Raw genomic sequence first — 20,318 nt, 5'->3', positions numbered from 1 at the left:
GACCTAGTGTCTTGTGGCGCTGGTACAGTCGCGGTGACCGCATCTGCCGCGGCCCGGGAGCGCAACGACGGTGGGGCGCGAAGTGCCCGGCACACCCGAGTGACGACGCGGGGGTGGAGACACTGCCAGCGGCCAGCGCGAGCACTGGCGAGCCTGAGATAGACGGCATTGCGGCTCGCTCATTCGGGATCGAATCGGTAGCCCAGCAGCTCGATATCGCGCCGAAAGAATTCGCCGACCAGCGCGGCGAGGTCGTCGCTGTAGTAGCTGCGATAATCGGCCCGCCTGTCGATAGCCTGACGCTTGTGCGGCAACGCCGGAGTGGCGACGCCGATGCGCTTGCACACGCGGTCCCAATCGTCGGCCAGACGTTCGTAGCGGCCGATGAAGTCGGGCAGCAGCTTACCGCGCAGATCGATCAGGTAATCGGTCAGCGGGGTGATGGCGGTATCCAGGTGGTACTGGTAGGGACGCGCGGGGTCGAGCTTCCAGCGCGTGAAAGCCTCGAAACTGTCGCGACCTTCGAGCAGGTGCGGGCGCTCGCGCCTGAGATGGTGGTAGCTGGACACCTGCAGGTCCCAGGGGTTGCGCACGAATGCGAACTTGAACAGGCCGTCGAAAAACTCCTTCGGCAACATCTCCTGCGCACACACGATCTTGGCGTGGCGCGGCAGCTTGGCGGCAATGCGGTGGCTGGTGGCGTGCGACAGCCGCGAGCACAGGAATTGCGCCAGGTAGTAAGGGTCTTTCCACTGCAGGGACTTCAGCACCGCGCGCACGCTGGTACCGCCGGTTTTGGCGATATGCACATACAGGAAGTTGTAACGGTTGGACAGAATCACGAACGCTGCGCTTGCAGGCCCGGAGCGAGCCGGCTGCGATTATGCCGGACGCTCCCGGTCGTCCCGATGAAGGTCTTGCAGGTATTCCGACGGCGACATGCGCGGGAAGATCGATGCCGGCACGGCTGAATCCGGCGAAGCGTTGTGTACCGCGATGCCCAGATCGGCGAGCGTCTGCGCCGCCAGCCTCAGGTGCGGCAGGATGCAGCGCTGCAGGTCCCGCTGCAGCATCGATTGTTCGGGCTGCGCTTCGTCGTAATAGCGCCGCGCGCCGCCCAGGTCCAGCCCGAACAGCACGATGCGCGCCGGCCGCTGGCTCGCCGCCATCTGCAGCGCCAGGTAGGCGACGGTGCAGGAAGGGAAATAGCCGAACGCAGGATCGACGGAGAACGCCGCGGTGCGGTCGCGCCGACGCACCGTGGCCGGTATCGCCCCGGACCACCAGCGCGCGCTGCGTCCATAGGGGCGCAACAGATTGTCGAACAGGCGCAGTTGTTTGCCGGCGAGCGCTTCCGGGTCCCGCCGCAACACTTCGAGCAGCACGCGATGGTCCAGCGCCAGCGCCCGCGAGGCACGCACTCCGGCGACGAAGCGCGACCATTGCCGGCGCACGAACCCGACGTCGGAGACCACATACAGATCGGCGCTGCAACCGGCATCGAGCAGCACCCGGAACGAGCCGTTGACCACCACGGTCGGGCGCATCGCCAAACGCGTGGGCTCGGCAATGGTGGCGATGGACGGACCGGACAGGACGATGTGCACGCTGCCGCCGGGCGGCAGCCAGCCGCCAAGGTCGGCGCAGTCCAGTCGGTGCCCCAGCGCCCGCACCTGCCAGCAACCATCGCGGTGTCGCGCCTGGTAGTCGTGGCCGTAATAACGCCAGTGCCAGTACGCCGGCCCCCGCCAGGCGATGCCCAGCCGATACAGACTATCCGCGAGCTTCAGGGGTCTTTCCTTGCCAGCCCCAGTGCCGCGCCAGCAGGCTCAGCGGCCAGCGGCGAAAGCGCTTCCAGGCTTTCTGGAACTGGCGGTGCCGCCACATCGAATTGCGATAGACCTCCAGCATCCACTCGGTCTCGCGAGCACCGCCGTCGAGCCCGGTCTTGGGGTCGCGGCACACTGCAATCAGGCATTCGGCGGTGCCCTCACGCAGTTCGGCCAACGGCCCGATACCCGCTTGCCGCGAATAGCCGCGACGACTGCCGGAGTTGTTGTAGTAGAGCTCCCAGCGTTCGAAGCTGACGCCCAGCAGTCGCTCGAACATGGCCTGATCGATGTCGAAGAAGTGATCCTTGGTGTAGCCCCAGCCGTTGGGGGTGGACACGATCAGACAGCCGTCCGGCCGCAGCAGGCGCGCAAACTCGCGCAGCGTGGCGGCCGGTGCCAGGGTGTGCTCCAGCGTTTCGAACGACACGATGGTGGAGAACGCGCCCGTGTCGAACGGCGTGTACTCCACCGGCGACTGCACATAACGGGTGTTGGCGCTGGCATAGGTGACCTGCGCGTAACCGATCGCATCGGCGGAGATGTCTACGCCGGTCACGCTGGCCGCCCACTGCGCCAGCAGTTCACTGCCGTAACCGGTGCCGCAGGCGGCATCCAGCACCTCCTGCCCGGCGACACGCTCGGCGGCGAAGCGATAACGGCTCAGGTGCAGCTCGCGACGGTCCTGCGCCCACGCGGTGCTGTTGGCGTCCATGCGCAGGCCATGGTTGGCCTTCAGCCATTGCTGCCAGTCGGGATCGGGTTTGTTCATGAGCAACGTAAGAGTGACCGCATGTGCACTCGGAACGCTATCGCGCCAGTGGCCAGGATGAAAAGGCCCGGTTCAGTTTTTTGGGCAGGCTCACGGCGTACAGCCCCGCCCGCCACGATTCAGACAAGGCTCAGGCCGCCACCGTAGCTTTGCCGTACGACCCTGTCTTCCTCGACACTGCGGTCGCTCCATCCCACTGTTGTCCAGACCCCAATCTGCCATGCCGCTGTTACGGTTTTTGCGCTGCTGCACCGGTCGAACGCCCGCCGCGGCTAGGCGCGCCTTGTCGCTTGCGTTGCTGTGGGGCCTGAGCGCGTGCGGCGGCGGCAGTGGCGCGCCACCCGCACCGCTGCCGACGGTGGCGCCGCGCATCGACAGTTTTCAGGCCTCGTCGACAGCGGTGGCCAGGGGCGGCGAAGTAACCCTGAGCTGGAGCACCTCCGGCGCCGATGTAGTGGACCTGGAACCGCTGGCGCAGGGTCTGCCACCCGACGGCGAGCGCCGCGTGCGGGTCCAGGACAGCAGCTTCTACACCCTGTCCGCACGCAACGCGATCGGCACCACCACGCAGAATCTGAATGTGGCTGCAGTGGATTACGACTGGACCGCGCTGCAAGCCGAACTCGACAGCCTGATCCCCGAAGCGGTGGTGGACGCCTACGTGTTCGAGCTGCGCGTAGACGATGTCACCGTGTTTCGCAGCAACGGCGGCGACCTGCAACCCGACTCCGCGGTGTTCGTCGCCTCTGCCAGCAAGGCGCTGGCTTCCGCCGCGCTGCTGACGCTGGTACGCGACGGTCTGCTCGATCTCGACGAACCGGTCGCGACCTACCTGGAGCCGGAAATCGACTGGCCGTCGCCGAAGTCCGCCATCACCACGCGCATGCTGCTCAATCACACCTCCGGACTGGCCACCGACATCGACTGCATTTCAGACCCGGCGTCGGACCTGCGCGAGTGCGTACAGAGCATCGCCGATGCGCCGCTGCAATCGGTGCCCGGCAATGCGTTTGCCTATGGCGGCAACAGCTACCAGGTGGCCGGTCTGATCGCCGAGATACTTAGCGGACAGTCGTTCAACACTTTCTTCATCGAGCGTCTGGCCGACCCGCTGGACATGCCGCAGACGCGCTTCTTCGGTACCAACCCGCGCGTGGCCGGCGGCGCCACCACATCGGCGCCGGACTACCTGCGTTTCATGCAGATGCTGCTGTCCGAAGGCCGCGTCGGCGACGAGCCGTTCCTGCCGCAGGCGCTGGCACGCGAGGTCCGCAGCAGCCAGATTCAGGGCCGTCCGCGCCGCCAGCTGCCGCCGGGTGCCAGCGCCTTCTTCGACGGTTACGCGCTGGGCTGGTGGCACACCCGTAGCAACGCGCTGCAGGGTTTGAGCGACGGCCCCGAGATCAGCGATCCGGGCCTGTTCGGCACCGTGCCCTGGATGGACTTCGACCGCCGCTACGCCGCCATCCTGCTGCTGCGCAGCGAGGGCGTCGTCGTGGGCGTACAAATCTGGGACGATCTGCGCCCGCTGATCCTGGCGCAACTGGCGGGGCAGAGCTGAGGGCTCAACTGACAGTCTGAAGGTTTGCCACGGACTCACACGGATAAACCAGGCAGATAAAGACGAGCGATGTATCGCTGTCGATCCGTATTCGTCCGTGATCGAACCTGAAGGTCCGCGGCCGACAAATGCCTCGACCCTCCGCCGGACACACTCGCTCTAGAAGACCGCCAAAACCGCCAGCAACTGGCCCTGCGTGCGCACGTACCGCCCCTGCGTTTGCAACCCTTGAAACGCTTTCTCCGCCGCAGCAGACGCCGGGCGCGGCGTAAAGCTTCCTGCTACCGGATCGACCTCGATCCACACATCCTGAAAATCCAGCCAGGCGCCGCGCAAGGGATGAATGGCCTTGTGTACGCATTCCTTGGCGCAGAACAGCAGGCGGTCGGCGCCTGCATGGGCGCCGGCCAGGCCCGCCAACCAAAGTCGTTCTTCATCGCGCAGGATCAGGCCATCGGTATCCGGCGGCAGCGGCAGGTCGGGTTCCACGTCGATGCCCAGCGCCTTGCAATGGCGGTCGCGCGCAACCACCGCCGCAGCGTAGGACTCGGTGTGACTGAGACTGCCGACGAACCCTGCGGGCCAGACCGGATCGCCGGCCGGCCCCTTGCCGATGGCATCGGTGACACAACCCTGCGCAGCGAGCAGATCGATGGCCAGGGCTCGCGCGCAGCGGCTCTGATGCACCCGGCGCATGGCCGGCGGCAGACGCGAGTCCTCACCGCCGATGCGGTCGCCGATAGACATCAATCCGACGTCGACGGCGGGCCACCACGCGGGCAATGCGATGCGGTGCATACGGGCGGACCGGCTGGCGCGCGTGGCTTAGGGCCTGTTCACACTACGTCGGTCGCTGCGTTGCGAGTCCAAAATCCCGCCAGGCAAGGCGCGACCGGCGACGCTTGGTGATTCCAAGCGAGCCGGGCGCAACGCCGCATGGCGGGATTCTGGCCGCAACCCGAAGGGGCGGGGCCGCTTTTGCGCATCGCGGCGTCAGTCGCTCCTCGTGTATTCCAATACATCTCGTCACTCCTTCCTTGCGCTGCGCAAAAGCGACCTCCGCCGCAGCGATCGCCGTAGTGTGAACAGGCCCTAGTCGGTCACCGCGCCCTTGGATGCGCTGGACACGATGCGGGCGAACTTGGCCAGCACGCCGCGGGTGTAGCGCGGCGCTGGCTGCTTCCACTTGGCGCGCCGCGCGGCCAGCACCTCGTCGCTGACATTGACCTGGATCAACAGCTTTTTCGCATCGATGGTGATGGAGTCACCCTCCTCGATCAGCGCGATGGCACCGCCGTCGTAGGCCTCGGGCGCGACATGGCCCACCACCATGCCCCAGGTGCCGCCGGAGAAACGGCCGTCGGTGATGAAACCTACGCTCTCGCCCAGACCCTTGCCGATGATGGCGCTGGTTGGCGCCAACATCTCGCGCATGCCGGGGCCGCCCTTGGGACCTTCGTAGCGGATGATCAGCACATCGCCCGGCTTGATCTGGTCGCCCAGGATCGCGGCCATGGATTCCTCTTCGGAATTGAACACGCGCGCCGGCCCGGTGATGACTGGATTCTTCAGACCGGTGATCTTGGCCACCGCACCTTCGGGCGCCAGATTGCCCTTGAGAATGGCCAGATGGCCCTGCTTGTACATGGGCTGCGCGAACGGGCGAATCACGTCCTGATCCGCGCGCGGTTCAGCCGGCACATGCGCCAGCGCCTCGGCCATGGTCTGACCCGAGATGGTGAGCGCGTCACCGTGCAGCAGGCCGTTGACCAGCAGCATCTTCAGCACCTGCGGCACGCCGCCGGCCTGGTGGAAATCCACTGCCACGTACTTGCCGCTGGGCTTGAGGTCGCACAGCACCGGCGTGCGCAGACGGATGGTCTCGATGTCGTCGATGGTGAACGGCACGTGCGCGGCATGCGCGATGGCCAGAAAATGCAGCACCGCGTTGGTCGATCCGCCGGTGGCCATCACCAGCGCCATGGCGTTCTCGATGGCCTTGCGCGTGACGATGTCGCGCGGCTTGAGGTCCTGCTTGATCGCCTCGATCAGCACGCGGCCGGACTCGGCAGCGGAATCGGCCTTCTCGCCGTCGGGCGAGGCCATCTGCGAAGAGCCCAGCAGGCTCATACCCAGGGCTTCAAAGGCGCTGGACATGGTGTTGGCGGTGTACATGCCGCCGCAGGCGCCGACACTGGGGCAGGCGTTGCGCTCGATGCCGTCCAGATCTTCTTGGCTCATGGTGCCGCCGTTGAACGCACCCACCGCCTCGAACGAGGACACGATGGTCAGCGGCACGCCCTTCCAGCTACCCGGCTTGATGGTGCCGGCGTAGACGAACACGCCGGGGATATTCATGCGCAGCATGCCGATCATCGCGCCTGGCATGTTCTTGTCGCAGCCGCCCACCACCAGCACGCCGTCCATGCACTGGCTGGACGCGGCGGTTTCGATGGCGTCGGCAATCACCTCGCGCGAGATCAGCGAGAACTTCATGCCCTCGGTGCCCATGGAGATGCCGTCGGTGACGGTGGGAAAGCCAAAGCTCTGCGGCATGCCGCCCGCTGCCTTGATCGCCGCACCTGCGCGATCGGCCAGCGGCTGGATGCCGGCATTGCAGGGGTTCATGGTGGAGTGGCCGTTGGCCACGCCGACGATAGGCTTTTCAAAGTCGCCGTCGCCGAAGCCCACGGCACGCAGCATCGCGCGATTGGGGCTGCGTGCCACGCCCGCCGTTATGGTGCGGCTGTGACGGTTCTGGGGAGTGCTCATAGTCTGCCTTTGTCGGGTGAATACGCGGGCACGGCAGGCACCGGAACCATAAAGTTCGGGGCGTGCCGGGTCGCGGGGGGCGAAAGCTTAGCCCCCGGTCGGCATCAGGTGAAGGGATTGCAGTCCTTGGACGCGGGACCCAGCAGCCCGCGCGACGAAGACGCAGGCGACACCATCGAGACACCGGGGCGAAATGCGCGGCACCGGAACCGGTCAGCGCTTGCAGCCTCGCGGGGCCTGATTGATCGTCCTAACGTGCGCCAGTGTCTTTGCGCACCACGCCGATACCGCGACCAGCGCGCCGCTTCGGGGATCAGTTCCAGCGCGGGAAACGCTTGGGGTCGAGCGCGGCAAACAGTTCCTTGACGATCCAGCCGCCGCCGAAGAACTCGCGCGCGGCTTCCAGCGAGTCCACCGTGGCGCGACGTACATCCAGCGGTGCCGGCCCGCGCACTTTCTCGCAGAGGTAGTCGCCGCCGTCCTGCTCGGTGATGCGCACGCGCGTCCAGCGGCGACCATCGGCGTGCGCGGGTTCGGGCTCGGTGGAAAATTCCACGCTCATCGGCTGCCGCGGACGACTGCGGACAGACGGAAAGCTCAGTAGTTGGGTGTGGCCGGAGGTCATGCGGGTATCGTTACCTGGGCAAAGCCTGGGACTTTACGGCCGGTGAGCCAGATTCGTGCCCGCCCCGGCGCGGGCTGAATGCGGACCGCGACAAAACCTGCCGGAGCGGACATAACTTATTAAATTCAATATCGATTTGTTCAAGAATCGCGACGCTTGTCGCGATACTGGCCGGGATCCGCGGCTGACAAAAAATGCGCACCGCCGGGCATTACGCAGCCTAACCGCGTCACCCGCGAAAGAAAGCGCCAAATGTGACGGAGTTCTCGCCTCGCCGGTCAAAGCACCGAGCCGACCTGCTGGGCGGGATGGGCGCGCTGGAACGCCGACAGCTCGCGACAGCGCGCGTCGATGGCGCGCAAGATCGGATACGGCGCCATGTCGGTATCCACCCGGGCGGCGTTGAGGATCTGCGGCACCAGACAGATGTCGGCCAGGGTCGGCGTATCGCCGAAGCAGAAGTCGCCGCGCTGCGGCAGGGCTGCCAGGCGGGCTTCCAGCGCCGCGAAGCCCAGCCCGATCCAGTGACGCGCCCAGGCGTTCTTCGCGCCCTCACCGACGTCCAGCGGACCAATCAGGTAATTCAGTACGCGCAGGTTGTTCAGCGGATGGATATCGCAGGCGATGGACAGCGCCAGTGCGCGCACCAGCGCGCGATCCCCCGCATCGCCACGCGGCAGCAAGGGCGGTTCGGGATAACGCTCGTCCAGATACTCGATGATGGCCAGGCTCTGCGTCAGCGTGTGCGGCGGGTCCTCCAGCACCGGGACCAGCCCGGCGCTGCTGAGCTGTCGGAACGCCTCGCTGTGCTGCTCGCCCTGGCGCAAGTGGACCGACACGGCCTGGTAATCCAGACCCTTGAGGTTGAGTGCGATGCGCACGCGATAAGAGGCCGAACTCGGCGCGAAGTGATGCAGTTTCAAGGCGACGTACTCAGATCCGGACGTACTCAGATCGGATAGATCAGCGCGTTGGGAATCATCTCGCTGTCGTACACGCACAGGCGCGAGCGCAGCTTCAATCCCTGCGACGTGCGTACGACGGTGTCCACGTAACGGCCCACATTGAACACGGTGCTTAGCTCGCCCAGCTTGGTGCGGAACACCGCATAGTTGGCCTCGGACTCGATCCCGGCATCGCTGGCCGACAGGACGCGCGGCAGCCCGACGACATGGCGCTGGTAATAGGGGTCGTGAAACAGGGTTTCGCGAATGCCGTAAGCGCGGTCGCGCAGCATGCCGTGGCTGGTCAGGCGCAGCGTCGCCAGCGGCAGGCCGCGTTCGAAGTTCTCGCGCGGCTGCACCACGTAGCGACATGCGTCCTCGACGAACAACTGTGTCCAGCGCTCCCAGTCGGCAGCATCAACCGCGGCGGCGTAGTCGCTGTAGAGCTGCGCCAGTTCCAGATATTCCTGTGCCGGGATCATCGGCTCAAACTCCCATGACCTTGCGCCAGTAGGCGTACATGCCGCGGATGAGGGTCTCGGACGCCACCGTGTCTGCTTCCCCCGTCTGGCGTCCGCCCATCTCCACGCAGGTGCTGCGGCGCTGGCTGTCGGCGAAGCCCATCTGCGAGAACTCGATGACTTCGCCGTCGTCGGCCGACACGTAACCTGCAGGCCCGAACAGATTGGCCTGCACCAGGCGGCGCTCGGTCATCTCCTCGCTGTCATCTTCAAACCCGAAATGGGTCCACACGAAATCGAAGGCACCCGGTCCGCGCGGCTGGATATGCCGCGTGGACAGCGAGTTCACCTGCTGCTGAACGATGAGACTGGGAAACAGCGTCAGCATGGTCACCGTGGGGCCCTTCCACCAGGGCTCGGGCACGATGTCGAGCTGGCGCATGTCGTGCAGTTGCATCTTCTCCTTGTAGCTGGCCACGCCGGTGGTGACCTCGGCGGTGGGTTTGGCGGCGCTGCGCACGCCCACCATCACCGCGTGGCGCTGCTGCGCATCCATCTTCAGCGAGGTCTTGTTGTCGGCGCGCCACAGGCCGAAGTTGACGAACCAGGTGTGCAGCAGGCCCGGGTGATAGGGGTCCTTGATGTTCTCCTGCATCAGCTTCCAGTTGCCGGGGATGCGCTGGCGGTTGTACCCGAGGATCACCAGCTTGCTCCCATCGAAGATGCGGTCGAAGTAGGCCAACACCGTCGGGCCGAGAAAGTCTTCGAACGATTCCACGCCATGATCGAAGCTGCCGAACACCACGCCGCCGCGCGTGGCCACTTTGAGCTTGGTCAGACCGTGGTCGGCGAGGGCAAAATCTTCCGGCATGCCGCCGTGCAGCGCGTCGTCCTGGCGGATGCCCTTGCGATACGGCAGGCCGCGCAGATTGCCCTCCAGGTCGTAATTCCAGTGGTGATACGGACAGTGAAAGCCAGCAGCGTTGCCGCTGCGCTCGCGACAGAACTGTGCGCCGCGATGAGCGCACACGTTCTCGAACGCACTCACGGCCCCGCCCCGGTTGCGCACCATGATCACCGAGCGTTCGCCAACCACGGTGCGTCGGTAGTCGCCGATGTTGGGAATTTCTGCTTCCAGTCCCAGGTAACACCAGTGCGCGCGATAGAACAGCTTCTGCAACTCCTGGCGGTACAGCTCCGGATCGGTGTAGGCAGCAAACGGAATCCGGTGTGTGCCCGGCTCGGCCCAGGACATCTTGGCCTGCAGATCGTGGATGGCGTCGTTCATGTGCGGCTCCCGTTCTCCTCCTGCGCGCGGCTCAGCCGCCCACGCTGACCCGGATGTCGTCGAGTCCCGCAATCTGCCCATCCATCACGTCACCCGCGACCACCGGACCCACGCCTTCCGGTGTGCCGGTCATGATCAGATCGCCCGGCTGCAGGGCCTCGTAGCGCGACAGATAGGCCAGCGCCTCGGCGACGCTCCAGATCATCAGCTTGAGGTCCGAGGACTGCCTGATCGCGCCGTTGACGCTGAGCGTGATGGCGCCTGCGGCGAGATGACCGACCTGCGCCACCGTCGAAATCGCACCGACCGGCGCGGACCCCGTGAACGCCTTGCCGAACTCCCACGGGCGCCCCTTGTCGCGAGCGGCGAGCTGCAGATCGCGCCGGGTCATGTCCAGGCCCACCGCGTAACCGAACACCACGTCCAGTGCGGTCTCCACATCCAGATTCGTGCCGGCCTTGCCGATGGCCACCACCAGCTCGATCTCATGGTGAAAGTTGCTGGTCATCGGCGGATACGCGATGTGCGCGGTGCTGCTGGCGTCCACCGCCGCGCAGGCCGGCTTCATGAAGAAGAAAGGCGGGTCGCGTTCGTCGCCGCCCATCTCGCGCACGTGAGCGGCGTAGTTGCGGCCCACGCAGAATATGCGGTTGACCGGGAAATGTTCCCCGGTGCCGTTGATGCGCAGGCTGTGTGTCGGTGCAGCCGGGACGGCGTACTTCACGTTGCTTTCCTTTCGTTCTGGATAAACGAGTTCTGGATAAACAAGCTTCGGTCGCGGACGATCCAGGTGTGCATCCGTGCCGTCCATCTCGAAACCAAAAACTATTCCCGCTGCTCACGCCACAACCCCAACACCTGCTGCACCGGACGGTCGGAATAGCTGAACAGGGTGCAGGCGCGGCCCGCCTGCAGCTGCAGCGGCTGCCACGAGGGCACTACGAAAATATCGTTGAGACCGAAGTTCAGGGTGGTGTCGCCGACCTGCGCCGCACCCTCGCCCTCCAGGCACAGATAGATGCTGGAGTCGGTGCATCGATAGCTGCGCGTCTCGAAGCCCGCCGGCAGCTGCTGCGCATAGGCACCGATGGTCGGCATCGGTGATGCGCCGGTGGCGGGATTCACGTAACGCAGCTTGAACCCCAGATGCGGGTCCGGCGTGCCGCCGGCGATGCCGTCCAGTGCCGCCCGGGTCTGCGTGTAGGGATAGACGAACACGCGCGTGGGGTCGCTGGCGGTCTGCGCAAAATCCACCGGCAGCATGTTGTGGCCATAACGCGCCAGCGCGTCGCCCTCGGGGCGGGCCACGTTTTGCACCTCAGCGCCGGCCTTCTCCTGGAAGCCGGCTCCCAGAAATTCCACCAGCGGAATGTCCAGGCCATCCAGCCAGATCACCGGTTCGTCGCCTTCGTTGCCGTGATCGTGGAAGGTCCAGGCCGGCGTGATGATGAAGTCGCCGCGACGCATGGTGGTGCGCTCGCCGTCCACGGCGGTGTAGGCGCCCTGCCCGTCCACGACCAGGCGCAGGGCCGACTGCGTGTGTCGGTGCGCCGGCGCCACTTCGCCGGGCAGGATCAATTGCAGACCCGCGTACAGGCTTTGCGTGATGCGCGACTGCCCGCGCAAACCCGGGTTTTCAAGAATCAACACGCGACGCTCGGCCTCTGCGGCGCTGATCAGCCGGCCGGCCTCCATCAGATAATCGCGCAGCTGCGGGTAGGACCACAACGCGGCTTGCGCGCGCGTGGACGGCGTCTTCGGCACCAGCGCCGACAGCACCTCCCACAACGGGGTGAGATGATGCGGGTCGATGCGCTGGTAGAACGCACGGCGCTCGGCCTGGGCCGGCACGGCGTCATGGGTCATGCGGTTCATCGGCACTCCGGCTGCGTACTGCTATTGCCACCAGCTTAGGCAGTCAGGTCGATCATGAAAACCGTATAAAGGCGTAGAAGCGTTATCGGGTTTGTAAATAGCTGACCCGGCACCCGATCAGTGCCATCTCAGTTGGCTTTGCTCTCCGCAAACAGCTCCACGATCTGCCGACGCAGCCATTGGTGGCCGGGATCACGGTGACAGCGCGCGTGCCAGAACAGATCGATGCTGGTCTGCGGCAGGCGCGCCGGATGCGCGGCGCAATGCAGTCCGAACGGCGCCAGCATGCGTTGCGCCACCCGCTCCGGCAGCGTCGCAACCAGCTTTGAATCCGCCAGGATGTGCCCCACCGCAACGAAATGCGGCACGCTCAAGCGCACCTTGCGCTGGATACCGCGACGCTCGAGCAGGCGATCCACCTCGCCATGCCCGGTACCCGGCGACACCACCCGAACGTGCTCCGCCTCGGTGAAATCGCGCAGGCTCAGCCGCTGGCGTAGCGCCAGCGGATGGTCGGCACGCATCGCCAGCACATAGCGCTGGCGGAACAGGCGCTGGCGGAAAACACTGCCCTGCAACTGCGGCAGCAGGCCGATCGCCGCATCGACCCGGCCGCTTTCCAGGTCCTCGCGCAGGCTGCCGTGGTCGATGCGCACCGTGCTCAGGCTGATGCCCGGCGCCTGCGCATCGAGCCGCGCGAGCAGCGGCGGCAGGAAATAGATCTCGCCGATGTCGGTCAGGCTGAGCCGGAAGCCACCCTCCGCGGTGGCCGGATCGAATCTTCCCGGCCGCCGCAGCGCGTCGCGCAAGGTTTCGATGGCCAAGGCCACCGGCGCCTGCAGGGCCTCGGCCAGAACCGTGGGCTGCATGCCGCGCGCGGTGCGCAGGAACAGCTCGTCGTGCAGCAGCGCGCGCAGCCGCTTGAGCGCAGCGCTCACCGCAGGCTGCGACATGCCCAAGGCCACGGCCGCAGCAGACACGCTGCGATCGATCATCACCCGATGAAAGACCCGCAGCAGGTTCAGATCGACTTCATTGAGGTCCATGTGCGGCGATGCTATCCGACACCGAAACCGGGGCGCCCGACGGTTGAACCCTCACCGCAGTTATCGAAGACGCCGATCAATTGCCGACGGAGTGAAAGGGATCGGCATGAAGACGATCCTCGTGAATCTCGTTGCGGCGCAACATCTGCACCGTGGCGTCTACCGCGAACGGCGACCCGAACACGTGCGCATGCCAGTCCCGCAGCTTGCCCAGGTCGGACTCGATGGCCTCGGTCAGCAGGCCGCGCCGCAGGCCGCGCTCGATCCTCCCTGAGGCCACCATGACGTGCGACGAGCGCAGGCCTGGCACGCGCGCCAGCAGCCCGGACAGGGCTTCGAGGTCATACACCTCTTCGCGCGACATGAAGCCGACATACACATGCACCGGATTCATCATGCGCAGCTCGATCATGCCGCGCAGCAGCGATTTCAATGGTGCCAGGCCGGTGCCGGCGGACACGCACAGAATCGGTGCATCGTGGAACTGCCGCAGATACGACACGCCGTATGGACCGCGCACGCGTACCGTGTCGCCGGGCTTGAGGGTCTTTCCAATCACGTGGGACGCGCGACCGTGCGGATGGATACGCACGTGGAACTGCAATTCTCCGTCCTCGGCCAAGCCGGCCATGGAATACATGCGATTGAGTCCGCGGCCGAGTTCCACCTCCACGAACTGTCCCGGCGAATACGACAAGCTGCCCTCCGGATTCAGCCGCAACAGGCGCACGTTGTGGGTCAGAGGCTCAATGCCCAGCACCTTGGCACGCATGCGCCGCGCCGGGTGGATGACGACGTCCCGAGGATCGGGAATCTCGATCACGCTGTCCTCGGCCATGGTGCTTTGGCAAGCCAGCACGTAGCGCCCGGCACAACCGAACAACTGCCGCGGCGGCCGCCCCGTTTCGACCACGCGCCCGCGCAACAGACGGCAGCGGCACAGGCCACAACGACCGTCTTCGCAGCTGTAGGAAATGGGCACCTCGCCAGCGCGCAGCGCGCGCAGCAGCGTCTGGTCCGGTTGCGGACTCAGCACCTGCCCAAAAGGTCGAACGAGTAATTCCAAGAGGATTCCCAAATCCTGTTCATGGGGAAAGGCGACCGATCAGTTCAGTTCATTGCCTGAGCCGCCGGTCCTGATCGGCCGGAGTTTTGTCTGCATCACGCAGGGACAGGCTACTCCGAGAACAGATCGAAGATCATCCGCCGCAGCCATTGATTGGCCGGATCGCGGTGCAGCTTGGCATGCCAGAAAATATCGATGGAGACCTCCGGCAGCGCCACCGGGTGCGGTGCATGGATCAGACCGAAAGGCTCGGCAATCACCTCGGCCATGCGCGCCGGCAAGGTCGCCACCAGGTCGGTGCCGTGCAGGATATGGCCCAGCGCGCTGAAATGCGGCACGGTCAGTCGCACCTTGCGCTCGATGCCCTTGCGCTCAAGCAGGCGGTCCACCTCGCCGTGACCGGTCCCTGGCGACACCACCACCACATGATCGGCGGCGATGAAATCATCCAAGGTCAGCGATTTCTTGCGCGTCAGCGGGTGATTCTTGCTGAACGCCCACACGAAGCGCTGTCGGAACAGGCGCTGACGGAAGAAGCTGCCCTGCAACTGCGGCAACAAGCCCATCGACACGTCCACCCGGCCGCTTTCCATGTCCTCCTTGAGACTCAGATTGTTGTTGCGCACGGTGGTGATGGTCACGCCCGGCGCCTGTTCGCTCAAGCGCGACAACAGCGGCGGCAGGAAATAGCTCTCCCCCAGATCGTTCAGGCCCAGCAGGAAATTGCGCTGTGCGGTCGCCGGCTCGAACGTCACCTGCTGGTTCATCGCCGCGCGGATGGTATCGATCGCATAGGCGATCGGCTCGGCCAACTGCTCGGCCAACGGGGTCGGCTGCATGCCCTGCGCGGTGCGCAGGAACAGTTCGTCTCCCAGCAGGCCGCGCAGGCGCTTGAGCGCATTGCTGACCGCCGGCTGCGAGACGCCCAGGGATTCGGCGACGCTGGACACGCGCCGCTCGATCATGAGCTGGTTGAAAACCCGCAGTAAATTGAGATCTAGGTCGTTGAGATTCATGGCACTCCCATCGGCGAGTCTGTCGCGCCATATGAGGGACTCGCATTCAGGGGTGTGATGACCGTCATCATTCCGATTCTATTGAATGATGCGCTCGGCTTTCTGATCCTGCCCAGGCGTAAGGGCATGCCGATCACCGATAGGAGCGCGGGCAAACAGATGAGCGAGCGGTTCGAGCGGTGCGCGGCAATCGACGCCACTGAAAAAAGCGCTGCGACCGGATACGGACAGGCCGATGCGCCGTTCGCCTGCACAACTGCGCCCAAGGCCGACAACGACGTCGCCACCCGATAAATCCCTCAGCCTGCGACGCACAGGGCAAACGAGAACCGGACCCCGATTTCCTCAAGATGAACGAATACACCATCCGGCTCGCGGGCGGCGACAGCGAATTCCGCTGCGCGGCCGACGACACCCTGTTGCGTGCGGCGTTGCGGGCCGGCATCGGCCTGCCGTACGAGTGCAATTCCGGCGGCTGCGGCGCCTGCCGCTATCAAGTCGTCGAAGGCAGCGCGAACGAGGTGTGGCCACAGGCGCCCGGCATTCCCCAACAGCAGCGCGACCGCGGTTTCCGTCTGGCCTGCCAGTCGCGTCCGGGTTCGGACTGCACCATCCGCGTGCGCGGACGCTTGCGCCACGACACCACCCCGCGGCCGCAGCGTCGGCTGGCGCGCCTGTCGGAGCGCATCGACTTGACTGCCGACATGGCGGAATTCGTCTTCCGCACCGAAGACGCCGCGAAGTTCGAGGCCGGCCAGTTCGCCCTGCTGAGTCTGCCGGGCGTGCGGGGTGATCGCGCCTACTCGATGTCCAACCTGCCGAACGAAGAAGGCCTGTGGCGTTTCGTGGTCAAGCGCATGGTCAACGGCCAGGGCTCGAACACCCTGTTCAGTCTCCCGCTCGGCAGCGAAGTGACGCTCGACGGACCTTACGGCCTGGCCTACCTGCGCCACGACAGCCCGCGCGACATCATCTGCATCGCCGGGGGCTCCGGCCTGTCGCCGGTGCTGGCGATCCTGGCCGGGGCGGCGCAGAGCCCGCAGCAACCGCAACGCGGCCTGCAGCTGTTCTACGGCGGACGGCGGCCCTGCGACGTGTGCGTGCCCGACGTGATCGAGCGCGATCCGAGTCTGCGCGGTCGCGTTGCCTGCGTGACCGCCGTTTCGGATCCCTTGAACACCGACGCCTGGGACGGCGAACGCGGCTTCATCCATGAAGTGGTCCAACGCCGACTCGCCGCGGCCGGCAATCCTGCCGACTACGACTACTACTTCTGTGGCCCGCCATCGATGACCGACGCGGTGCAACGCCTGCTGCTCGATTTGCGCGTGCCGACCTCGCAGGCGTTCTACGACCGCTTCGTATGAAACCGGAGAAGCGGTTTGCCACGGATGAAACGGATCAGCCCCGTAGATACCGTGTTTCCCGTCAAGCGGTTTTGGCGAGGATATTGGGGTTGAAGGGTTGATTGGATTTGAGGACGCCGAAGGCGATGTGGAGGAGTTTTCGCATTGCGGCGGCGAGGATGAGTTTTGGTGGTTTGCCGCTGTGACGTAGGCGTTCGGCAAAGGCTTTGAGCAGGGGGTTGTATCGGATTGCGCTCATGGCGGGGAAGTAGAGCAGCTTGCGCAGATCGGCATGGCCGATCTTCGACAGCCGGGTCTTGCTCCGCACGGAGCTACCGGACTCATGGCGTTTTGGCGTCAGTCCGGCGAAGGCGGCCAACTGGCGAGCACGGTCGAAGGTTTCGATACGGCTGATGAAGCTCAGCAGGGTGTGGCTGACCACCGTGCCGATGCCTGGGATGGTTTCCAGCAGCTGCTGTTTCTGCGGTAGGTCGGGGTCCTGGTCGATGTGATCCTCGATGCGCTGGCGCAGTGCGGCGATTTCCTGATCCAGATAGGCCAAGTGACGCTGGATGGAGTCCTGTACGCCCGCATCGGCCACCATCAGGCGGTTGTGCTCCTGCTGGCGGGTCTGCTGGAGTGCGGCAAGGCGCCGCACCAGGGCACGCAGCAGACGCACCGCCGGGGGTGGCGGGCGCCAGGCCGGTGGACTCATCGCCACGCCAAACCGCGCCAACACCGCTGCATCGACCGTGTCGGTCTTGTTGCGGGTCAGCAGGCTCTTGGCAAAGTCCTTGACCTGCGCGGGGTTGAGCACGCTGACGATATGGCCTGCATCGAACAGCCATTCCGACAGCGCCTCGCCATAAGGGCCGGTGGCCTCCAGACAGGCCTGCACCTGCGCCACGCCCAAGTCCTGCAACCACTGCCGTAGCTACTCGAACCCGGCTGGCTGGTTGTCGAAGGTCTTGAACTTGAGCTTGCCCTCCCGCCAGAGCGCCACATCAAACTTGGCCTTGGCGACATCAATTCCCAGCACGTGCATCAAACCGCCTCCTTGAGACAAAGATTTCGAGGCTTCGGCAAGACGACGGGCGATCCAGCTTGTGAGTGCGGGCTTCAATGCCCCAGATACCGTTCGATCTGTTCGTCGCAAAAACTTAAGGCGGAAGGAGGCTGATCTACGCAACAGGTTCAATGACCACAGCCCGGGTACAGCCTGCCCTCCCGCCCGCCAAAGTCTCCTTCAGCCGTCAGATTGCTCCGACTCGTCCAACATACAAGCCCGGGTGCAACCCGGGATTCCACGTACCTACCGGCGAAGGCAAACCCCGGGTTGCACCCCAATGGCACTACCTTAAGGGCGTTGCGTGGTCGGGCTGGGTTGGGGGGTCGTGAAGCGAGGGGCTGAGAGCCTGTGTCGTTATGATTCGGTTACCAAGCCAGCGTCATAACGGAGGATCAGCCCAATGGCAGGCTACCAAAAAAACACCTGAAACTAGCGATCGGACGTCATCGACGGGCATTGGCGCGCAGCGTCGATGACAAGCTGGGGCGGTTGGTGTCGGCTTCGCGGCTGGATGCGATTCTCCATGCCGACCGGGCCAAGTTGCGGGAACGGATCTTCACGCGGCGGGTGACGCTGGGCTTGTTCGTCGAACAGGTGATCAGCCATGACCCTGCCTGCCAGGATGCGGTGGGCCGGGCGCTGAGCCAGCGCGTGGCCTTGGGCCTGTCGCCGTGCAGCTTGAATACCGGACCTTACTGCAAGGCGCGCGAGCGTCTGCCGCTGGCGGTGATCGAGCATCTGCTGCTCGACATTGCGCACGATGCCCAGCCCTTGGCCGCATCCTGGAATGGGTGGAGACGCCCCATCAAGCTGGTGGATGGGACCGTGGTCTCGATGCCGGACACGCCCGCCAATCAGGCCGCGTTTCCCCAGAACCGCAGCCAGCAGCCGGGCCTGGGATTTCCGCTGGCGCGGATCGTGGGCGTGGTCAGTCTGAGCAGCGGCTGCGTGCTGGCCTATACCGTGAGTCCGTGCGAAGGCCAGGCCACGGCTGAGTGTCGGCAATTCCAGCGCCTGCTGGAGGCCTTCGAGCCCGGCGATCTGGTCATCGCCGATCGTGCCTATGCCAGCTATTTCCTGATCCAGGCAGTGCAGGACCGGGGTATCGATTTTCTGATCCGCGACCTGGGGCGTCGACATCCGCGCCAGCCGGTGTGCGGCCCGCCACAGGATCACCTCGTCGACTGGGTCAAACCCGCCCGGCCGCGCTGGATGGACCCGGCAACGTATCGGACCGCACGCCCGGCTTTGCGCCTGCGCGAAGTCCAGCAGGGCGACCGGCGCTTGCTGACCAACCTGCGAACGGGCTCACCCGAACAGCTGGATTCGCTTTACCAGCAGCGCTGGCACATCGAACTGGACTTCCGGGCCATCAAGAGCACGCTGCAGATGGACATCCTGCGCTGCCAAAGCCCGGCCATGATCCACAAGGAAATCGCCGCACACCTGCTCGCCTACAACATGATCCGCGCCCTGATGGTGCGCGCCCTCCAGAATCAATCCAGCAGCCCTCGCGCCTATAGCTTCGCCGCTGCACGACGCGCCGTGGCGCGCTTCCAGGAGGCCTTGCGTCATGACCCCTGTCGTTGCTTCAACTCAGCCTTCGAGCAGATGCTCAACGCCATCAGCGCCGCCAACATTCCCATACGCCCCGGCCGCGTCGAGCCTCGAGCCGTCAAACGACGCCCCAAAAACCCAATCCGCCTGACTCTCCCTCGCCCTTTGGCTCGCCAGAACATCCGCCTCGCACAACAACAACGCTTAAGGTAGTGCCATTGGGGTTGCACCCGGGCTACGCCGGCTTCCGGTCCAACGCCCCGCGCGACCCGACTACAGCTCCTCGCCGCCGCGGACCTTGATGATGCCGCGCACACCGAGGCCGCCATCGCTGTTGATGATCGCGCCGGTGATCGGCGCCGCGTTGTCGCGCGACGCCAGCAGCACGTAAGGGCCGCAGTACTGCGCGGGTGTCGGCGCGATGCGCAGCGGCGTGATGTCCGCGATCATCTGGTCCAGTCCTTCGATCTGCGACAGCTTCTGCGTCGCGGTACCGGTGGCGTCGAGTCCGGACAGATTGGTGCTCATGCCGCCGGGGGCGACGCCGTTGACCCGCACCTTGGGCGCCAGCTCGTGGGCGAGCTGGCGTACCAGGCCAACCAGCGCGTGCTTGGAGGCGGTATACAGCGGTCCGCCGCCACCCGGATAAAACCCGGCATTGGATAGGGTGAAGATGATGCTGCCCTGGGTCTTCACCAGTTCGCTCAGGGCCGCACGCGAGCCCAGCAGTCCGCCCTTGACGTTGACCGCGAACAGCTCGTCGAAGGCCGCGCCCAGGGTATCGCCTTCGAGCTGCGGCAGCGCCTGGAAGAAGTCGAAGATGCCGGCGTTGGCAATGAAGGTATCGAGCCTTCCGAAGCGAGCCACCGTGCGTTCGACCGCGCGCAGGTTGTCCGCGTAGCTCGATACGTCGCCAACCACCGCCTCAACCTGTTCGCCGTGGTCCTGGCTCAGCGCCTGCGCACGCTCGGCGCTGAATTCGAGGACACCGACCTTGGCACCTTCCTGCACGAAGCGCTCGACCAGCGCACGCCCCAAACCGGAACCGCCGCCGGTGATCAGTGCCACCGAATTGTTCAGCCAGCCCATTG

At 65.3% G+C, this 20,318-nt stretch carries 21 protein-coding genes; 4 read left to right on the top strand and 17 right to left on the bottom strand.

Annotated features, from left to right (window positions below; translation table 11 throughout):
- Nucleotides 1-179: 179 nt before the first annotated feature.
- The 3 genes from ACOOHP_RS20145 to ACOOHP_RS20135 form a co-directional block, all read right to left on the bottom strand.
- Nucleotides 180-842, bottom strand: a complete 663-nt coding sequence (locus tag ACOOHP_RS20145) for a sulfotransferase family 2 domain-containing protein (protein WP_420468264.1) — start codon at nt 840-842, stop codon at nt 180-182.
- A 39-nt stretch (nt 843-881) separates the two neighbouring features.
- Nucleotides 882-1,673 carry a hypothetical protein gene (locus ACOOHP_RS20140; protein WP_420468263.1) on the bottom strand — a complete coding sequence of 264 codons (792 nt, stop codon included), beginning with the start codon at nt 1,671-1,673 and terminating at the stop codon, nt 882-884.
- Nucleotides 1,674-1,773: 100 nt separating this feature from the next.
- Nucleotides 1,774-2,601, bottom strand: coding sequence for a class I SAM-dependent methyltransferase (locus tag ACOOHP_RS20135; protein WP_420468262.1), 828 nt, complete (start codon nt 2,599-2,601; stop codon nt 1,774-1,776).
- Nucleotides 2,602-2,884: 283 nt separating this feature from the next.
- On the opposite strand from ACOOHP_RS20135, the gene ACOOHP_RS20130 reads away from it, so the two are divergent.
- Nucleotides 2,885-4,162, top strand: a complete 1,278-nt coding sequence (locus ACOOHP_RS20130; protein WP_420468261.1) for a serine hydrolase domain-containing protein — start codon at nt 2,885-2,887, stop codon at nt 4,160-4,162.
- Between the two features lie 159 nt (nt 4,163-4,321).
- Here ACOOHP_RS20130 and ACOOHP_RS20125 read toward each other — a convergent pair whose 3' ends face one another.
- The 11 genes from ACOOHP_RS20125 to ACOOHP_RS20075 form a co-directional block, all read right to left on the bottom strand.
- A complete protein-coding gene (locus tag ACOOHP_RS20125) occupies nt 4,322-4,909 on the bottom strand; it encodes a 4'-phosphopantetheinyl transferase family protein (RefSeq protein WP_420468260.1) in 588 nt (195 codons plus the stop codon).
- Between the two features lie 345 nt (nt 4,910-5,254).
- Entirely contained in the window at nt 5,255-6,934 is a 1,680-nt protein-coding gene (ilvD, locus tag ACOOHP_RS20120) for a dihydroxy-acid dehydratase (protein WP_420468259.1), read from the bottom strand.
- Nucleotides 6,935-7,247: 313 nt separating this feature from the next.
- Nucleotides 7,248-7,559, bottom strand: a complete 312-nt coding sequence (locus ACOOHP_RS20115; RefSeq protein ID WP_420468258.1) for a hypothetical protein — start codon at nt 7,557-7,559, stop codon at nt 7,248-7,250.
- Between the two features lie 278 nt (nt 7,560-7,837).
- Complete coding sequence (gene maiA / locus ACOOHP_RS20110; RefSeq protein ID WP_420468257.1) at nt 7,838-8,482, bottom strand: maleylacetoacetate isomerase; 645 nt, start codon at nt 8,480-8,482, stop codon at nt 7,838-7,840.
- A gap of 26 nt (nt 8,483-8,508) precedes the next feature.
- Entirely contained in the window at nt 8,509-8,985 is a 477-nt protein-coding gene (locus tag ACOOHP_RS20105; RefSeq protein WP_420468256.1) for an aromatic-ring-hydroxylating dioxygenase subunit beta, read from the bottom strand.
- Nucleotides 8,986-8,989: 4 nt separating this feature from the next.
- Complete coding sequence (locus tag ACOOHP_RS20100) at nt 8,990-10,252, bottom strand: aromatic ring-hydroxylating dioxygenase subunit alpha (protein ID WP_420468255.1); 1,263 nt, start codon at nt 10,250-10,252, stop codon at nt 8,990-8,992.
- A 31-nt stretch (nt 10,253-10,283) separates the two neighbouring features.
- Nucleotides 10,284-10,976, bottom strand: a complete 693-nt coding sequence (locus ACOOHP_RS20095) for a fumarylacetoacetate hydrolase family protein (RefSeq protein WP_420468254.1) — start codon at nt 10,974-10,976, stop codon at nt 10,284-10,286.
- 101 nt (nt 10,977-11,077) lie between these two features.
- On the bottom strand, nt 11,078-12,127 hold the full coding sequence (gene gtdA, locus ACOOHP_RS20090) for a gentisate 1,2-dioxygenase (RefSeq protein WP_420468253.1): 1,050 nt from the start codon (nt 12,125-12,127) through the stop codon (nt 11,078-11,080).
- Between the two features lie 128 nt (nt 12,128-12,255).
- On the bottom strand, nt 12,256-13,173 hold the full coding sequence (locus tag ACOOHP_RS20085; RefSeq protein WP_420468252.1) for a LysR family transcriptional regulator: 918 nt from the start codon (nt 13,171-13,173) through the stop codon (nt 12,256-12,258).
- A 76-nt stretch (nt 13,174-13,249) separates the two neighbouring features.
- A complete protein-coding gene (locus ACOOHP_RS20080) occupies nt 13,250-14,239 on the bottom strand; it encodes an FAD-binding oxidoreductase (protein ID WP_420468251.1) in 990 nt (329 codons plus the stop codon).
- 110 nt (nt 14,240-14,349) lie between these two features.
- Nucleotides 14,350-15,255, bottom strand: a complete 906-nt coding sequence (locus ACOOHP_RS20075) for a LysR family transcriptional regulator (RefSeq protein WP_420468250.1) — start codon at nt 15,253-15,255, stop codon at nt 14,350-14,352.
- A 57-nt stretch (nt 15,256-15,312) separates the two neighbouring features.
- Between ACOOHP_RS20075 and ACOOHP_RS20070 the strand changes: the two genes are divergently transcribed.
- Entirely contained in the window at nt 15,313-15,549 is a 237-nt protein-coding gene (locus ACOOHP_RS20070) for a hypothetical protein (RefSeq protein WP_420468249.1), read from the top strand.
- 56 nt (nt 15,550-15,605) lie between these two features.
- Nucleotides 15,606-16,622, top strand: coding sequence for a 2Fe-2S iron-sulfur cluster-binding protein (locus tag ACOOHP_RS20065; protein ID WP_420468248.1), 1,017 nt, complete (start codon nt 15,606-15,608; stop codon nt 16,620-16,622).
- A gap of 61 nt (nt 16,623-16,683) precedes the next feature.
- Here ACOOHP_RS20065 and ACOOHP_RS20060 read toward each other — a convergent pair whose 3' ends face one another.
- A complete protein-coding gene (locus ACOOHP_RS20060; RefSeq protein WP_420468247.1) occupies nt 16,684-17,523 on the bottom strand; it encodes an IS110 family transposase in 840 nt (279 codons plus the stop codon).
- Between the two features lie 12 nt (nt 17,524-17,535).
- The gene (locus ACOOHP_RS20055; RefSeq protein WP_420468246.1) at nt 17,536-17,724 is read right to left on the bottom strand and encodes a hypothetical protein; all 189 of its coding nucleotides are present in this window, start codon (nt 17,722-17,724) and stop codon (nt 17,536-17,538) included.
- Nucleotides 17,725-18,126: 402 nt separating this feature from the next.
- Between ACOOHP_RS20055 and ACOOHP_RS20050 the strand changes: the two genes are divergently transcribed.
- Entirely contained in the window at nt 18,127-19,440 is a 1,314-nt protein-coding gene (locus tag ACOOHP_RS20050; protein ID WP_420467169.1) for an IS4 family transposase, read from the top strand.
- A gap of 60 nt (nt 19,441-19,500) precedes the next feature.
- Here ACOOHP_RS20050 and hcaB read toward each other — a convergent pair whose 3' ends face one another.
- Complete coding sequence (gene hcaB / locus ACOOHP_RS20045) at nt 19,501-20,316, bottom strand: 3-(cis-5,6-dihydroxycyclohexa-1,3-dien-1-yl)propanoate dehydrogenase (protein ID WP_420468245.1); 816 nt, start codon at nt 20,314-20,316, stop codon at nt 19,501-19,503.
- Between the last annotated feature and the right edge of the window lie 2 nt (nt 20,317-20,318).

Source organism: Panacagrimonas sp. (assembly GCF_965216805.1).
Classification (GTDB): Bacteria; Pseudomonadota; Gammaproteobacteria; order Nevskiales; family Nevskiaceae; genus Panacagrimonas.
Note: the sequence above shows the minus strand (reverse complement) of the source record. Positions and strands in the feature narration are given on the sequence as shown.

Bases quoted from the DNA above. Each gene is read 5' to 3' on its own strand.
- ACOOHP_RS20065 (WP_420468248.1), top strand. From the start codon at position 15,606: ATGAACGAATACACCATCCGGCTCGCGGGCGGCGACAGCGAATTCCGC.
- ilvD (WP_420468259.1), bottom strand. From the start codon at position 6,934: ATGAGCACTCCCCAGAACCGTCACAGCCGCACCATAACGGCGGGCGTG.
- hcaB (WP_420468245.1), bottom strand. From the start codon at position 20,316: ATGGGCTGGCTGAACAATTCGGTGGCACTGATCACCGGCGGCGGTTCC.
- ACOOHP_RS20100 (WP_420468255.1), bottom strand. From the start codon at position 10,252: ATGAACGACGCCATCCACGATCTGCAGGCCAAGATGTCCTGGGCCGAG.
- ACOOHP_RS20135 (WP_420468262.1), bottom strand. From the start codon at position 2,601: ATGAACAAACCCGATCCCGACTGGCAGCAATGGCTGAAGGCCAACCAT.
- ACOOHP_RS20125 (WP_420468260.1), bottom strand. From the start codon at position 4,909: ATGTCTATCGGCGACCGCATCGGCGGTGAGGACTCGCGTCTGCCGCCG.
- ACOOHP_RS20105 (WP_420468256.1), bottom strand. From the start codon at position 8,985: ATGATCCCGGCACAGGAATATCTGGAACTGGCGCAGCTCTACAGCGAC.
- ACOOHP_RS20085 (WP_420468252.1), bottom strand. From the start codon at position 13,173: ATGGACCTCAATGAAGTCGATCTGAACCTGCTGCGGGTCTTTCATCGG.
- gtdA (WP_420468253.1), bottom strand. From the start codon at position 12,127: ATGAACCGCATGACCCATGACGCCGTGCCGGCCCAGGCCGAGCGCCGT.
- ACOOHP_RS20115 (WP_420468258.1), bottom strand. From the start codon at position 7,559: ATGACCTCCGGCCACACCCAACTACTGAGCTTTCCGTCTGTCCGCAGT.
- ACOOHP_RS20070 (WP_420468249.1), top strand. From the start codon at position 15,313: ATGACCGTCATCATTCCGATTCTATTGAATGATGCGCTCGGCTTTCTG.
- ACOOHP_RS20075 (WP_420468250.1), bottom strand. From the start codon at position 15,255: ATGAATCTCAACGACCTAGATCTCAATTTACTGCGGGTTTTCAACCAG.